The sequence below is a fragment of the Serratia sp. NA_112.1 genome, from assembly GCF_052691715.1.
In genome coordinates this window covers 572,623-586,704 of the sequence record NZ_JBQZFO010000001.1, presented here as the reverse complement: position 1 = coordinate 586,704, position 14,082 = coordinate 572,623, and the positions used below count along the sequence as shown (strand labels likewise).

The following is a 14,082-nucleotide window of genomic DNA, read 5'->3' as shown; positions in this document are numbered from 1 at the left end:
CAGCCACTGATTCACTTGAGCACAGGGGTGGTGTCTTAGCCCCTGCGCTTTGTTGTATCTGATTCCCACCTTTGGGAACACCGGGAGAAAACACCATGCAGTTCGACTGGAGCGCCATCTGGCCCGCCATCCCCATCCTGTTAGAAGGCGCCAAAATGACCCTGTGGATTTCGGTCCTCGGTCTGATTGGCGGCCTGATCATTGGCCTGGTTGCCGGCTTTGCCCGTACCTACGGCGGTTGGATTGCCAACCACGTGGCTCTGGTATTCATTGAAGTTATCCGCGGTACGCCAATCGTGGTGCAGGTGATGTTTATCTACTTCGCCCTGCCGATGGCGTTCAGCGATTTACGCATCGATCCTTTCAGTGCGGCGGTAGTCACCATTATGATCAACTCCGGGGCCTATATTGCGGAAATTACCCGTGGTGCCGTGCTGTCGATTCATAGCGGCTTCCGCGAGGCCGGCCTGGCATTGGGCCTGTCACGCCGTGAGACCATCCGTTATGTCATTATGCCGCTGGCGCTGCGCCGCATGCTGCCGCCGCTGGGTAACCAGTGGATCATCAGCATTAAAGACACCTCGCTGTTTATCGTGATCGGCGTGGCGGAACTGACCCGTCAGGGCCAGGAGATTATTGCCGGTAACTTCCGCGCGCTGGAAATCTGGAGCGCCGTGGCAGTTATTTATCTGATTATTACCCTGGTGCTGAGCTTCGTGCTGCGTCGTCTGGAAAGAAGGATGAAAATCCTGTGATTGAATTTAAAAACGTCTCCAAGCACTTTGGGCAAACCCAGGTGCTGCATAACATCGACCTGAAAATTAACCAGGGTGAAGTGGTGGTGATTATCGGGCCTTCCGGCTCCGGCAAATCTACGCTGCTGCGCTGTATCAACAAGCTCGAAGAGATCACTAGCGGCGATCTGATCGTCGACGGTCTGAAAGCTAACGATCCCAAGGTTGACGATCGGGTGATCCGTCAAGAAGCCGGTATGGTGTTCCAACAGTTTTATCTGTTCCCACATCTGACCGCATTGGAAAACGTCGCCTTTGGCCCTATTCGCGTACGTGGGCTGAAAAAGTCGGATGCGGAAAAGCTGGCTCGTGACCTGCTGGCCAAAGTTGGCCTGGCGGAGCGTGCTCACCACTATCCTTCAGAGCTTTCTGGTGGCCAGCAGCAGCGCGTGGCTATTGCCCGCGCGTTGGCAGTGAAGCCGAAAATGATGCTGTTCGATGAGCCTACCTCGGCGCTTGACCCGGAACTGCGCCATGAAGTGCTGAAGGTAATGCAGGATCTGGCGGAAGAAGGTATGACCATGGTGATCGTCACCCACGAAGTCGGCTTTGCCGAAAAAGTGGCGTCACGGCTGATCTTTATTGATAAGGGACGGATTGCGGAAGATGGCAACCCTCACGAGTTGATCAACAACCCGCCAAGCCCACGTTTGAAAGAGTTCCTGCAGCACGTTTCCTGATTTATCCTGTTCAACGGCGGACGCACTCAGCGCCGCCGTTTCTATTTAGCACGCGTTCCCACTCCCCGCCTCGCATCATTTTCTACTTTATTTATTGTTTTTATTAACATTTTTCTTTAATCCGCCGATTTACAGAGCCCCAAAAGAGGCTAAATGCCCGCAACCGCATGCTCCCGGTTAGGTTCTCATCTGCGAGAACGCTGGTTTCCCTTGTTACTGCTGCTGCTCGCCTGCACAGTTTCCCCATTGGCGATGGCGCAATCCGCGCTGATCGGCCACCTAAGACAGGCAGCTTTCTTATGCTCCTGGCCCAGCCCCCCCGGCAGCAAAATGAGTTGAGAGAAAATGGCGCTAACCCTGGCCATCGGGATTAGCGCCTGCGGCCTCAGTGCAGCGCTTCTGGCTGCTTTACCGAGGCAAATGTCTGCATCAGTTTCACCACATCCTGCATGCCCACATTCACCTGATTGATCACCTCACCGGCGTCCTGCGTCAGGGCAACGCCACCGCCCGCTTGCTCCACGCAGACCGCCATTCCGGCAATCGCTGCCGCCACGCCCTGTTGAATCGCTTTGGTAATCCGTTCGATTTCCGTCGCCGCCAGGCGGGACTGCTCCGCCAGGGTGCGCACTTCGTTGGCGACCACGGCAAAACCGCGCCCGTGCTCCCCCGCATGGGCGGCCTCAATAGAAGCATTGATTGCCAGCAAATTGGTTTGCGAGGCAATTTTGCGGATCGCCTCCACCATGGTGCCAATTTGCTGTGACCCATTGCCCAATTCGCTGACCACGGCAGAAGTATCGCGCGCAGCCGTTTCCACCTGCTGCATGCCCGCCACCGCCTGCTGCACGATCGCCGCTCCTTGCGCAGCGGTTCTGTCGGTATCCAGAGAAAGGTGATGCGCGTTGCGAACCATCTCTTCCTCGTGCTGCTGCTGGATCATCAACCGGGTAATGTCCTGAGCGATTTTTACTACCTTCACCAACCGTCCTTCCTCGTCAAGGATCGGGTTATAGCTGGCCTCCAGCCAAACTCGATCACCGCGTCGGTTCACACGTTCGAAACGTCCGGTAATAAACTCGCCGCGTGCCAAACGCTGCCAGTGTTGGCGGTAATCGTCAGAGGCGGCAAATTCTGGCGTGCAGAGCACCGCATGCGACTGCCCGCACGCCTCCTCCAGCCGATAACCCATCAAATTCAACATATTGTCATTAGCGTCAAGGATCTTTCCCTGTGCGTTGAAAGTGATCATCGCCATGGATCGATTTAACGCTGCCAATAAACTCTGATGTTCCTGCGCCTGGGTAATGCGTTCGGTCACCACGCTGGCGATCTTGACGATCTCCATCACCCGCCCCTGCCTGTTCAATACCGGAGTGTAGGTCCCCTGTAGCCATACCACTTCCCCATCTTTGCGAATGCGCTTGATATTATCGGTAATCGATTTGCCCTGATTTAACCTATCCCAGTGCTGGCGGTAGGTCACACTCTGCGCATATTTCGGCTCGCAAAAAATACGGTGATGTTGGCCGACCACTTCCTGGCGTTGGAATCCCATAGTTTGCAGAAATAAATCATTGGCGCGCAGCACGGTGCCATCGGGCTTAAATACAATCATGACAATGGCATTTTCTATCGCGTTCAATTCCTCACGGCTGTGGGTATTTAACTGACTGAATCGTAACAGCATAGGGTAAAAATCCTTCTGGCAGATGATTTAGCGAACACATATTTTTATTTTTCTGCACGCCGCGCCCACACGCAGGCGCGCATCAACCAGAGAAACGGGCAGCCCTTATTCTCTAGACAGATAACGCTAACCGGGATAAATATATCAATTTAGCAAAGTGACTATTATTTTTTAAATAAATCAGAATTTTTATTAGTGATAACCATATTGAGAATAACGCAACTTGAAGAAATTGAAAGAAAAACGCAAAGTATTATTGGCACCGGTTAAATAACCGGCGCCAATGGACATTAATGCGACAACCAAAATTCAGGCGACCAATAATTCCTCCGTCGCTGCCGTAGCGGTGATCGTGACCTCCGGCGGGATATAGCGCAGCTCACTAAGCAGCATCTGGTGATCCTGGCCCAACAGCAAGATCACGCTGTCAGCAGCATCCAGCCGGTGATCGTCGTTATTGTCGATAATAATATAACTGCTGTTTTGATCAGCCAATACGCTGCTCACCCCCACCTTGGCGCTGAGAGCCCCCGGTTTGCCCAGATCCAGCAGTGCCGCCAGCAGTTGGCTGGCACTCCCCATCTGTTCATCCCCCAGCATACCAATCCGGGCTTCGATATTTTGGCCATCGCTGGTGCCGTAATCTGCTAATGAACGACCTCCGGCATCATGGGATAAGCGCACGCCAGACAAAACGTCAGTAATGCTGTCCTGTTGCAGTGAAAAACCCTTGAAGGTGACGCCGGAAGCCGCAGTACTTGATTGCAAGGTTACGCTATTGTGCCCAGCACCTGCGATTAACGTGGTATCTCCCGTGATGTTGAACTGGTCATTGCCGCCCCCACCTTTGACAAACAGTTGCTCACCCACCAGTCCCAATTCTGCCAATAACGGATCCAATTTGGCCTGGCTGCCACCACTAAGCGGCAGTAAGTCCAGCATCTGGATCAGCGTACCGTTTCCGCTGCCGCCATGGGCCGAATTCAGGGTGAACGCGTTACCGGCAAAGGCTGAAGCGTCAATCAACCCCACATTGTGGTATCCCTCCTCCAGCGTCAGGTTAAAGTTCGCTTGCCCCGAAAGTACAATGTCGTGCACCTGGTCATTGCTACCGGTCAACGTCAGTGCACTGCGCCCCCAACCCGCGGCATTGATGGCAATCAGCTCCAGCGGATTTTCACTGCCGTGAGAACCCAGCGCCAAAGACCCGGCGTTTCCGCTGCCGGAAAATAACAGATCGACGCGGTGAGTGGCATTCGCCAGAAAATCGATTTCGAGCCGGCTGTCGGCCTGATCGCCCACGCTGCTTATTTCAAGCCGTGCAGCATCCGCATTGGCGTTAATCACTTTGACGTTATCCGCCCGACCGGAAAGCAACAGCCCCCCGCTACCCAGATCGTTCGCAGCCCGATCCTGGACGACATAACCCCCCAGGATGCCCTCCACCGTCGCATGGCCATTTAGTACGCCGTAATCAAAAACATGCGCTTCAGTCAGCAGTTTTTCTGTCTTAATCCCACTCCAACCGATCTTATTCAGTGTCGCTTCAGCCTGGCCGATATAACCGGCCAGATCGAGTTGTTCAAAATGGTTGAAGTTGGCAGCGTTGCTGCTCACCGTGCTGACGCGCATTCCCCAGAGATCGAGTGTAGAAGTGAGTTTGACGATCAGATTAGCCGACAGGATGTCCATGCCCGCACCACCGTCGGCTAGCAGCGCCCAACCGACATGATTGGCCCCCCCGGTAGCATTCCCGGCCCATAACAGGCTGTCATTGCCCTCACTGAGATTAAAATTCCCGCTGGCGGCAGCCACATCGGCCAACGCCGTTAACTGTACCTGATCGCTACCGTAGGTACCGTCGAGAGTGACGTTGGCGTTATTGACGGTCACCGCCACGCCATATTTAACGTTCGGGTTATGGTGCAACTGAATGGCCGCAGCCCCCTCCCCATTGATAGTCAAATAGGAAAGCTGGGAGGCATAGCTCAGATCCACAGAGACATCCCTATCTGCATTGAGGAAAACCCGGAACAGGACAGCAGTTTCCGCATTGCTCAGCGAGTGCCCGACATGGGTGTTTACCGTCCCGTAAGCATTTCCACCCTCTTCGCTGGTGCCAAGCGAAGCCGTGGTTTTATAGGCCAGGCTTTGGCCAATCTCACGGGCAAACGCCCATTGCTCACTCTGAGTCACTCCGCCAGTGACGTCGTTAGTCAGCAGATCCTCAACGACCGCCTGCGTAATCAATCCCTTGTCGTCGCCCAATGCCCGATAATGCGCCAGTTGTTGCTCATCCGCGGCTCTGCCATGAACGGCCTGATACACGTATTGAATAAAAGCATCCCCCTGCAAATCACCGATCTGCCCCTGAAACTCGGGGGTTGCCAACAGGGCAGCGACCAACTCAGGATAACTCAGGGTGCCGGAGGCCAGGGTTTTGCTCCAGGTATCCAGTGAAGCGGCATCAATACTCCGTTCAGGAATAGCGCGAAACAGCGCTGCCACTTGTTCCAAATAAACCGTGGCAGGCAGCTCCCCCGATGGGTATTGATAGCCTGCATCATTGAAATGCTGCTGCGCAGCTTGATCTTCCGGTGCCACTTCGCCACGTAATTGCTCAATCATGGCAACCAGCAGATCGCCACGCGTCGCCCCTTCCGCCAGTCGATGTTGATAATCGGTCAGTTCAGCCGCCGTTGGCGGACGCTCGAAACCCTGTTCGAACAACTGCAAAATAAAGTCGCTGTCCGAAAGATTATTGATTGGCAACGTCTCTATTTTTTCCTGTGCCAGAACGCCCAGATCGCCCCCCTGATTAAGCTGGCGGCCATATGAATTGATTTCGTCAGCCAGCCAAGAGGCTTTCAGTAGGTAAAACATGGCTATCGCATCACCGGCCCCTCCGACAGCATCATCGGCAACGGACGGGAACAGCCCCTCGGCAATCCTTTGATCCAATGCGTCACGCTGCGCGAGGATAACCGGATCGTCCCCCAGATAATTGAAAAGGCTGATGACCACACTGGCGATCGCGCTATTGAAATGGCCCTGCATAAGCAGCTCGTTGATATAATCCGGATCGGGGTAGGCGTTATAAACCGAAAGGTACACTGAGGTGAGAATATCGTATTCGCTCTGGCCGTTCATCCAGTCGGCATCAGGCTGACTCATTAAAATACTGGCCATATAAGCCGGTGGCTGACTGCTGATATCAAACTGACTGTCGTAATAGTCAATTTCAGAAACCGTCGGCAGACGTCCAAAAATCCCGATGATCAGAGCGCCGACTTCTTGTTGAGTAGATAAAGGAATCATAATAACTCCCACTAATGTGTCGAATGAAAGATACGGCACATCAGTGCCGCAACCTGTCTCCTGCTGCAGGGAGAGAGAGACGATGCACACTGCTGGGATAGCTATTATTGGTATGGCTACAGTTAAGGAACCTTAATAGGATATGTCAAGAAAGGGCATTAAGCCTGAAGCCGGTATGGGAGTTGCCTCCCATACCGGCAAAAATCTGTGCAAACTCCGAAATTAGCGCCAGCGTTCTGCCGCCCAGGCGGCCTGCTGCTCGGCGTCATGGAATGTCCAGGCAACAAAACGGCTGATCTTTTGCCCCTGCGCCATCTCGATGGTGCGCACTTCCGCCACCCCGGCCAACTTCGCCGCGTGATAAATCGACGGCAAGGTGGTGTGTTTGGAAATCAGCGAGGTGAACCACAGACAGTTCTGCGCCTTGCTGACGCTTTCTTCGACCATTTTACGCACGAAGGCTTCTTCGCCGCCTTCACACCAAAGTTCGTTATTTTTGCCGCCAAAGTTCTGTACCGGCTTGTCGGCCACTTCACCCTTGCCCAGCTTGTGCAGTTTACGACGGGTGCTGGCCTGCGCTTCCTGCTCAGAGCCGTGGAATGGCGGGTTGCACAGCGTGGCGTCAAACTTCTCAGCCACACCGATGATGCCGTTAAAGATCAACTCCGGTTGTTTTTGCAGGCGCAGGCGCACGCTGTTTCTCAGCGTCGGGTTCATTTCGACGATCATTTTGGCCGAATTGAGCGATACCGGGTCAATCTCAGAACCGGTAAAACGCCAGCCGTATTCGCGCAAACCAACGATCGGATAAATGCAGTTGGCACCAACGCCCACATCGAGGATCGCCACGCCTTTGCCGCGCGGGATCTCACCGTCGTTGCTGCTCGCCAGCAGGTCGGCCAGATGGTGCAGGTAATCGGCGCGCCCCGGGATTGGCGGGCACAGGTAATCGGCGGGAATATCCCAGTGCTCGATACCATAGAAATGTTGCAGCAACGCACGGTTGAGCATTTTAACCGCCGCCGGATCGGCAAAATCTACCGAGATATCGCCCCAGGCGTTCGGCTTGACGAACGGCGCAAGCAAAGGGCAGCTGGCGATCAGCGCCGGAAAGTCATAGCGTGAGCGATGACGGTTACGCGGGTGCAGCCCGCTTTTCTGCTGCGGGAAGCTTTTCTTTTTTTCCACCGTGACGGGCTCTCTTAAAGGTATTTCTGGCGCTTAAGATACCATAAAGCGACGGCAAACTTGCAGGCGGTGGGAAACACGTCAAAATATTAGCTCTGTTTTCCTATCTCAGGCCACCTATGAGCAGTAAGTCCCGTTATTACTCTGAACCCGCCGCCGAACCTATTCTGCGTGCCGGTGGCCCGAGCGCCTACTACGGCATCTCGGAACAGCACCGTTTCGACATGACCCGCCCGGATGCGCAAAATCGCTGAGCGATCACGAGTTCGGATAAATAAACCGCCGATATAAATACTCGGCGGTTTTTTCAGCGGCTTCAGGCCAGGCGCGCGTTAATCGCTTCGGCGAAGTCACGGCACATCTTTTCATCGCCGTCGGCGTTATCCGCCAGCACCTGCTCACCATCCACCACGCGGATATGCGCCGCCAGATCGAAGTCTGCCGCCGGTTGCGGCCGAGCGGCAGCCGTGGCTATGGTCTGCTGTGCGTCTTGCCAGGCCTGCGCCACCGTCTGGTTACAAGCCCGCGCCAGATAGTCCGGGTTAAAGCCTTCGCCGGTCAGGCTGCGTAGTGTCTCATCATGGCTGACACCGTTACCCGGTAGCCAGTAGTGATGTGCCAGATCCGGGCCAATCGCCGGGTTATCGGTAAGATAACCGTCACGCTGCAGGAAGAAATGACGCGTCTGTTCGACCGCCATCAGCGCCAGCAGATACCCCTGATAGGAACAGGCCGACTCCAACGACAACAAATGCGGGATCGCCAGCGTCGGACGCGGGCTGCCACTGATGCCCAGAATTTTGTGCTCAACCTCGCGTGCCAGTGCAGTAATCGCCTCTGGTGTCAGCTGTTGCTCATCCCACTGATACAGCGCCCATTCAAAGTAAGGCACTAGCAGAATATGACGTTCGTTGAACGCACGCATCGGCTGGCGTGCCGCAATACTGGCCTCAATCAACGCGTCCGGCACCGGCTCACCGGCGGCGTTTTTCGCATAGCGTTTCAGCCAATCGGCGTCGTCCAACAGGCTGTCACAGAACATCGACTGGGTTTCCGCATAGGCCATTGAGGTCGGCGGGAACTCCTGCGAGAAACAGGGCGCGTTCTGGCAGATATTGGCAAAGTGCGCGGCATGGCCGCCCTCGTGGAACAGCGTATTCAGCCCATGAGCGCCACTGCCCACCTGATCCGGCTGTGCCAGACTGGTGAAGTTAATCCGCGCTGGCAGCCATTTCCCTTGCTGGATAAACGGCGGTACCGGGCCGTGCATAAAGCCGTTTTCATACTTGCCCTGCCGCACCAACAGATCGAGATCCATCTGCGCACCACGAAAACCGATGTGCAGTCGTTTGAAGCTGTTGATCCAACGCCCCAACGACTGGGCAAACGGGAAGTAAGGATCCAGTTGTCGGGTCACGTCACCGGCGCTGGCAAAACGGATGTTCCAGGGCTCCAGCGCCTGCTCGCCCTTTTGCGCCGCCAACTGCTGCAGGCTGCGTGAATTGGCTTCACGGGTTTGCTGTTCGAAGCGGTCCAGAATGGTGAACAACTGCTCCGGCGTCATGCGCTCGGTTTTGTTGACCTTGTAGTCGAAATAGTTGCGAAAACCCATCTGGCGTGCAAAGCGGTTACGCAGGCTAATCAGCTCCGGCAAACCGTTGTGCAACAGCCACTGCTCCAGCTCACGCAGCGCATTCTGCGAACTGCGGCGGTAGTCTTCATTTTCATTGGTGGCCTGGTTGGTCAGCAGCTCACCGAGCGAGGCGTTCACCCGCTGCCCGGCGGCATTCAGATGGCTGACCGGGTTGGCCTTGCGCCGGGTATACAGGTCCGCCTCGGCACTGATTATCTGATCCAGCAGCGTCTGGGCCTCGGCATCTTCAATGGCGTTACAGTCAAAGAAACGCAGCCAGCCGTTCAACCCATGTTGCAGCGCGTCGCGCTGTGCGTCCTGCGGCAGAACTTCCAGCCCAGCCAACAACTGACGAATTTCCGCCAATCGGCGCGGTTCTGCGATAAAGCGTTTATAGGCGCTTTCCGCCGCCGAAAAACGGGCGGAAACATCGTCGCCACCGGTACCCATGTAGTTGTGCCAGAACAGATCTTCTTTGGTGCGGTGAACCTCAAGGTAGTCCTGATTCAATTGATTGAAGTAATCGAGAGCCTGTTGCATAACCATCCTTTCAGCCGAATAGCGAAGTGTTCCAGTATAGCCAAGGGATTTACGCGCTGCGTAAACGTTCCAGTCCCTGTTCCAGGGTCTCTACCTCTCCAGCGGCCAGCAGGCAGCAGGCAATTTGCCGTTGGAGCGCCAGCGGGATCGCCACCTCACCCGCCAGGCAACCTTCGGTCCAGCGTGCGGTGGTCTCGGCATCTTTTGCCGCCGGCAGCTCGGGAATTTCATCCTGCGCCGGTCGTTCCAGCAGCACCTGCTGCTCGCCGTTAACCATGTAATGGATTTGAGGGCATCGCTGCGGGTTGGCATAGGCCTCGCCTTCGGTACCGTGCATCAGTAACCCGCGAGCGCCGATTTGGCGGAAAAACGAGGCCACACGACCGACATATTCCGGGTGCGACACGCTAGCAATACGCAGTACATCCTGCTCGGCAAACGGCGTTGCCAGTTTGGCCAGGGTATGGGCGCTGTTACGCACCCCCATGCGCCAGCGCAGGCCAAGTTGACGCTCCAGTGGGGCAGACAAGGTGGAAACCGGGATAAACACCACATCTCCCGCATCCAGACGCTGCTGAGCATGAGCAGCATCTTGCGACCAGGGCAGGCCCAACGCCTGGAAGGTTTCGGCGCTGGTGACGCGGGTGCTGTCATCGAGCACGCCATGTACCACCACTGGCAAACCGACGCGTTGGAGCAACAGCGCCAGCAGCGGCGTCAGGTTCGCCTGTTTGCGCGCACCGTTATAGCTCGGCAACACCACCGGCATCGGTCGCCCAGACGGTGCCTGCAGGCGGATCACCTGCTGTTGCATCGCCTGATAAAAGCCGATCATTTCCTCTTCGGCTTCGCCCTTAATACGCATGGCAATCAGGATGCCGCCCAGTTCCAATTCGCCAACTTCATCGGTCAGCATCTTTTGATAGAGCTGAAAGGCGGTTTCCCGATCCAGATCGCGCGCATGGTTCTTGCCACGGCCGATCTCTTTAATAATTTTGGTGTAATCCATGCTCTGCTTTCCCCTGATTCAGTCTGGAGTCAGCATACCTTATCCACGCCGCCGCTCAACCTCATCTGCCAGTTGTTGCTGGTCGACATCACCGACACGCAGCGCGGTGATCACCCCCTCAACATCTTCGGCGTTGCGGTTCTGGCTCATCTTCCATTTGCCTTCACGGTGAGTCACGACGATCTCGATTCCGACAATGCCCCTGATCTGCGCAGCGATATAATTGGCCGGAGCATCGTCGATATGCCAGGGTTCCGGCTGGCGGCCTTCCTGCAACGCTGTCAACCCGTCCAGCTGTTGTCGCAACCAGCCCGCGTCCTCCGTTACCCGCGGCACACCGCGCAGTTGCACCACGCTGTAATTCCAGCTAGGTACCGCTTTGCCGGTTTGACGCTTGGTTTCATACCAGCCCGGCGAGATATAGCCCTCCCGCCCCTGAAACACCACCAGGCACTCCTGCACGGTCTGCAGCAAGGACCAATGGGGGTTGGCGCGGGACAGGTGCGCCCGCAACACAATGTTGCCCTGCTGGTCGACATCAATCAAAAACGGCAGCGGATCCGCTACCAGTCCCTGTTCACCGTGGCTGATTAACATGCCCAGCGGGTGGGCACGTACCAGAGCAATTTGACTTTCCAGGCGGTCATCGCGAAATGAGGCGGGTTGGTACATGGCGTTAAGCGTCCTTCAGCGTTATCGGATAAGATGAATATCAATAACACCCGCCACAGCTTTACTAAAGATCCACTTTGCGCTGTTGTTGGATGATCCACCTCAGCAGCACCAGTGCAACGGCCATCCCCCCGCCTGTTGTTCTTTTGCCAATCCGAGAACCAGATTAAGCAGCGGCGTCATACTCAGTGCCTGACCAAAGCCCAGGATTACCAGCCCCGGCAACAGCCACATTGGCTGAAGCAACGCCGTGCTCCACAGCACCTGCGCCACCAGCAATGCCATCCCGGTGGCATAAATCACCACGCCAAGCGCCAGCACGCCATTTCCCCAGCGCTGTACCAGCGTCGGTGCCAACAACGAGGCCAGCATAAAAGCCACGCTGGCGGGAGCAAACAGGCTACCGGCCTGAAACGGCGTCAGGCCAATGCCCGCCAGCAACAGCAGGACAAAACACAGAAAGAACGAAGAGGCGGTCGAGTAAATCACCAGCACCACCGCCACGCCCAGGGAAAAGCTCCCCTGCCGCAACAACGCCGGATCGAGTACCACGTCACCTCCACGCTGCGCCAACCGTCTTTCCCAGCGGATAAAGACCCACAGCACCGCTATACTCAGCGCCAACGTAGGCAACACCCACCAGGGCCAGCCACGCGACGGTCCTTCCAGCAGCAGAACCAGCAGCAACGGGTGCAGGCACTGGAACAAGTGTCGCCGCAGTTCCGCCAACTGTGGCAGCAGCATGATATTCATGGTCGTTGCCAGGGGCAGCGTACTTTCAAGGTGCCGGGGGTCGGCCAGGTGACTTTTGAACATGCGTCGTTCATTGTCGATGAGGAGAATCATTTACGCCTGGTGATGTACAGCGCGCTGGCACAAGGCCCGGCCAGCGCGGCGTTTGAAGCGTTGTTACAGTCGTGAAGCTATTTACGGCTGTCAAAAATCAGCTTGCAGGCCAGCCCGGCAAACACACCACTCAGCAGGTAATTCGGCCAACGCGCACTGAAGCGACGGCCGACAAAACGGCTTTTCATACTGCTGACCGCCATAATCACCCCGCCGTTAATCAGCAGTCCCACCAGATTCAGCACCGTCGCCAGTAACAGCATCTGCACCACCAACGAACCGGCCTGCGGATCGATAAACTGCGGGAACAATGCCAGAACGAACAGCGCCATTTTGGGATTGAGGATATTGGTAAACAACCCCTGCCGAAAAATCCGCATGACAGGTACCGCCGCTAACCCGGAGGAAGCCTGCAAACTGCTGCCGGTTCGTAGCGTCTTCCAGGCCAGATACAGCAAATAGGCCGCCCCTAATATACGCACCCCGTCATAGGCCAGCGGCACCGCGACGAACAGTTGTGACAAACCTAACGCTGCCGCCAAAGCGTGGCAATAGGTGCCGAGCTGGATCCCTGCCAGCGACGCGAAACCCGCGCGACGCCCCTGACTGACACTGCGCGAAGCAATCAGCAGCATATCCGGACCGGGGGTAACCGTCAGCGCCAGACAGGCACCGGAAAACAACAAAAGTGTGGAAGCATCAACCATAAATCACCTGGTACCGCGTAGCGGGAAACAGGCTTTATCATAGCTCTGCCGCAGCCGTTTGCCAGCACTATCACTGTTCAGGTGCCTGCTTGCCGCCTGGCGCAGCCGTTAGCCGCACGCGGCCCTCACCCAGCAGGTTCATGCCTGCGGCTGCCAGCAGGATGAGGGCTGCACCGGCAAACTGCAGCGCCACCAACCGATGCCCAAACGCCAACCGGTCCACCAGCATGGCGGCAATCGGATAAATAAACGACAGCGAGCCGATCAGGTTGGTCGGCAACTTTTGGATCGCGCCATACAACAACACGTACATGAAGCCGGTGTGCAATACCCCGAGGGTCAGCAGTATGCCCCATTGCCCCGCATTGGTCGGTGCATGGAAATCCACCAGCGGCAGCAGCATCACTACGCCGACGGTCACTTGAATCAACGCAATCAGATGCGGCGGCGTTCCTTTTAGTCGTTTGGCGGCCAGCGCCATCAGGGCATAGAAAAACGCCGCCCCTAACGCCAGCAGAATACCGATCAGGTAGTTGTTCTGTCCGCCCGCCTGCTTCGGCTGCGCCAACACCACCAGCATCATGCCGATAAACGCCAGCACCAGCCATAACAGCTTGCGGGCAGTCAGCTTCTCACCCAGAAACAACGCCCCCAGCGCCACCAGCATAAAGGGTTGGGTGTTGTAGACCGCCGTAGCGATGGAGATCGACGCATAGGAATAAGCGGCAAACAGCAACAGCCAGTTGACCACCAGTGCAATACCGCCGGCAATTGCCACCAACAGTGTGGTGCGGGTTAAACTGCCACGCCGTAATTGGCCCAGCGCCCCACAAATTGCCAGCAATACCAGCGCCCCCACCGCACAGCGCCAGAACACCACGTTCACTACCGATTGGCCGGACATCAGCACAAACCAACCAATGGTGCCGGAAATCAGCATCGCGGCAATCATCTCCAGCGAGCCGCGTTTTATCTCTGTATTCATGGTTGTTTCCTCAGAATAAC

11 protein-coding genes and 2 pseudogenes are annotated in these 14,082 nt (G+C 56.1%); 4 read left to right on the top strand and 9 right to left on the bottom strand.

Annotation, left to right across the window (positions count from 1 at the left end; genetic code table 11):
- Positions 1-95 precede the first annotated feature (95 nt).
- Together glnP and glnQ are read left to right on the top strand one after the other, a co-directional pair.
- The gene (gene glnP / locus ACUTQ5_RS02935; RefSeq protein WP_012005911.1) at positions 96-755 is read left to right on the top strand and encodes a glutamine ABC transporter permease GlnP; all 660 of its coding nucleotides are present in this window, start codon (positions 96-98) and stop codon (positions 753-755) included.
- Positions 752-1,474, top strand: coding sequence for a glutamine ABC transporter ATP-binding protein GlnQ (glnQ, locus tag ACUTQ5_RS02930; RefSeq protein WP_445650004.1), 723 nt, complete (start codon positions 752-754; stop codon positions 1,472-1,474). Before glnP ends, glnQ begins: the two co-directional genes overlap by 4 nt.
- Positions 1,475-1,859: 385 nt before the next feature.
- Here the strand turns inward: glnQ and ACUTQ5_RS02925 are convergent, their stop codons facing one another.
- The 3 genes from ACUTQ5_RS02925 to rlmF form a co-directional block, all read right to left on the bottom strand.
- Positions 1,860-3,164, bottom strand: coding sequence for a methyl-accepting chemotaxis protein (locus ACUTQ5_RS02925; protein WP_445650003.1), 1,305 nt, complete (start codon positions 3,162-3,164; stop codon positions 1,860-1,862).
- A gap of 309 nt (positions 3,165-3,473) precedes the next feature.
- Positions 3,474-6,482 (bottom strand): DUF4214 domain-containing protein, encoded by a 3,009-nt coding sequence (locus ACUTQ5_RS02920; RefSeq protein WP_445650002.1) that lies wholly within the window; start codon positions 6,480-6,482, stop codon positions 3,474-3,476.
- Between the two features lie 222 nt (positions 6,483-6,704).
- Positions 6,705-7,670 carry a 23S rRNA (adenine(1618)-N(6))-methyltransferase RlmF gene (gene rlmF, locus ACUTQ5_RS02915; protein WP_445650001.1) on the bottom strand — a complete coding sequence of 322 codons (966 nt, stop codon included), beginning with the start codon at positions 7,668-7,670 and terminating at the stop codon, positions 6,705-6,707.
- A gap of 146 nt (positions 7,671-7,816) precedes the next feature.
- Between rlmF and ACUTQ5_RS02910 the strand changes: the two are divergent.
- Positions 7,817-7,924: pseudogene (locus tag ACUTQ5_RS02910) on the top strand (flavin reductase family protein); the annotation flags it as partial.
- A 62-nt stretch (positions 7,925-7,986) separates the two neighbouring features.
- Here ACUTQ5_RS02910 and ACUTQ5_RS02905 read toward each other — a convergent pair.
- The 4 genes and pseudogenes from ACUTQ5_RS02905 to ACUTQ5_RS02890 form a co-directional block, all read right to left on the bottom strand.
- On the bottom strand, positions 7,987-9,843 hold the full coding sequence (locus ACUTQ5_RS02905; RefSeq protein ID WP_445650000.1) for a M3 family metallopeptidase: 1,857 nt from the start codon (positions 9,841-9,843) through the stop codon (positions 7,987-7,989).
- Positions 9,844-9,892: 49 nt separating this feature from the next.
- Positions 9,893-10,852: a DNA-binding protein YbiB gene (gene ybiB, locus ACUTQ5_RS02900; protein ID WP_445649999.1), complete on the bottom strand. Its 960-nt coding sequence runs from the start codon at positions 10,850-10,852 to the stop codon at positions 9,893-9,895.
- A gap of 39 nt (positions 10,853-10,891) precedes the next feature.
- Positions 10,892-11,524 carry an FMN-binding negative transcriptional regulator gene (locus ACUTQ5_RS02895; protein WP_445649998.1) on the bottom strand — a complete coding sequence of 211 codons (633 nt, stop codon included), beginning with the start codon at positions 11,522-11,524 and terminating at the stop codon, positions 10,892-10,894.
- 64 nt (positions 11,525-11,588) lie between these two features.
- Positions 11,589-12,211: pseudogene (locus ACUTQ5_RS02890) on the bottom strand (MFS transporter); the annotation flags it as partial.
- Positions 12,212-12,214: 3 nt separating this feature from the next.
- Between ACUTQ5_RS02890 and ACUTQ5_RS02885 the strand changes: the two are divergent.
- On the top strand, positions 12,215-12,445 hold the full coding sequence (locus tag ACUTQ5_RS02885; protein ID WP_445649997.1) for an MmyB family transcriptional regulator: 231 nt from the start codon (positions 12,215-12,217) through the stop codon (positions 12,443-12,445).
- Positions 12,446-12,447: 2 nt separating this feature from the next.
- On the opposite strand, the gene ACUTQ5_RS02880 is transcribed toward ACUTQ5_RS02885, so the two are convergent.
- Positions 12,448-13,077 carry a LysE family translocator gene (locus tag ACUTQ5_RS02880; protein ID WP_445649996.1) on the bottom strand — a complete coding sequence of 210 codons (630 nt, stop codon included), beginning with the start codon at positions 13,075-13,077 and terminating at the stop codon, positions 12,448-12,450.
- Between the two features lie 70 nt (positions 13,078-13,147).
- Complete coding sequence (locus ACUTQ5_RS02875) at positions 13,148-14,062, bottom strand: DMT family transporter (protein WP_445649995.1); 915 nt, start codon at positions 14,060-14,062, stop codon at positions 13,148-13,150.
- Between the last annotated feature and the right edge of the window lie 20 nt (positions 14,063-14,082).

Excerpts from the sequence above, each read along its gene's own strand:
- glnP (WP_012005911.1), top strand. The coding sequence starts at position 96 with ATGCAGTTCGACTGGAGCGCCATCTGGCCCGCCATCCCCATCCTGTTA.
- ybiB (WP_445649999.1), bottom strand. The coding sequence starts at position 10,852 with ATGGATTACACCAAAATTATTAAAGAGATCGGCCGTGGCAAGAACCAT.
- ACUTQ5_RS02895 (WP_445649998.1), bottom strand. The coding sequence starts at position 11,524 with ATGTACCAACCCGCCTCATTTCGCGATGACCGCCTGGAAAGTCAAATT.
- ACUTQ5_RS02905 (WP_445650000.1), bottom strand. The coding sequence starts at position 9,843 with ATGCAACAGGCTCTCGATTACTTCAATCAATTGAATCAGGACTACCTT.
- ACUTQ5_RS02875 (WP_445649995.1), bottom strand. The coding sequence starts at position 14,062 with ATGAATACAGAGATAAAACGCGGCTCGCTGGAGATGATTGCCGCGATG.
- ACUTQ5_RS02920 (WP_445650002.1), bottom strand. The coding sequence starts at position 6,482 with ATGATTCCTTTATCTACTCAACAAGAAGTCGGCGCTCTGATCATCGGG.
- ACUTQ5_RS02925 (WP_445650003.1), bottom strand. The coding sequence starts at position 3,164 with ATGCTGTTACGATTCAGTCAGTTAAATACCCACAGCCGTGAGGAATTG.
- ACUTQ5_RS02880 (WP_445649996.1), bottom strand. The coding sequence starts at position 13,077 with ATGGTTGATGCTTCCACACTTTTGTTGTTTTCCGGTGCCTGTCTGGCG.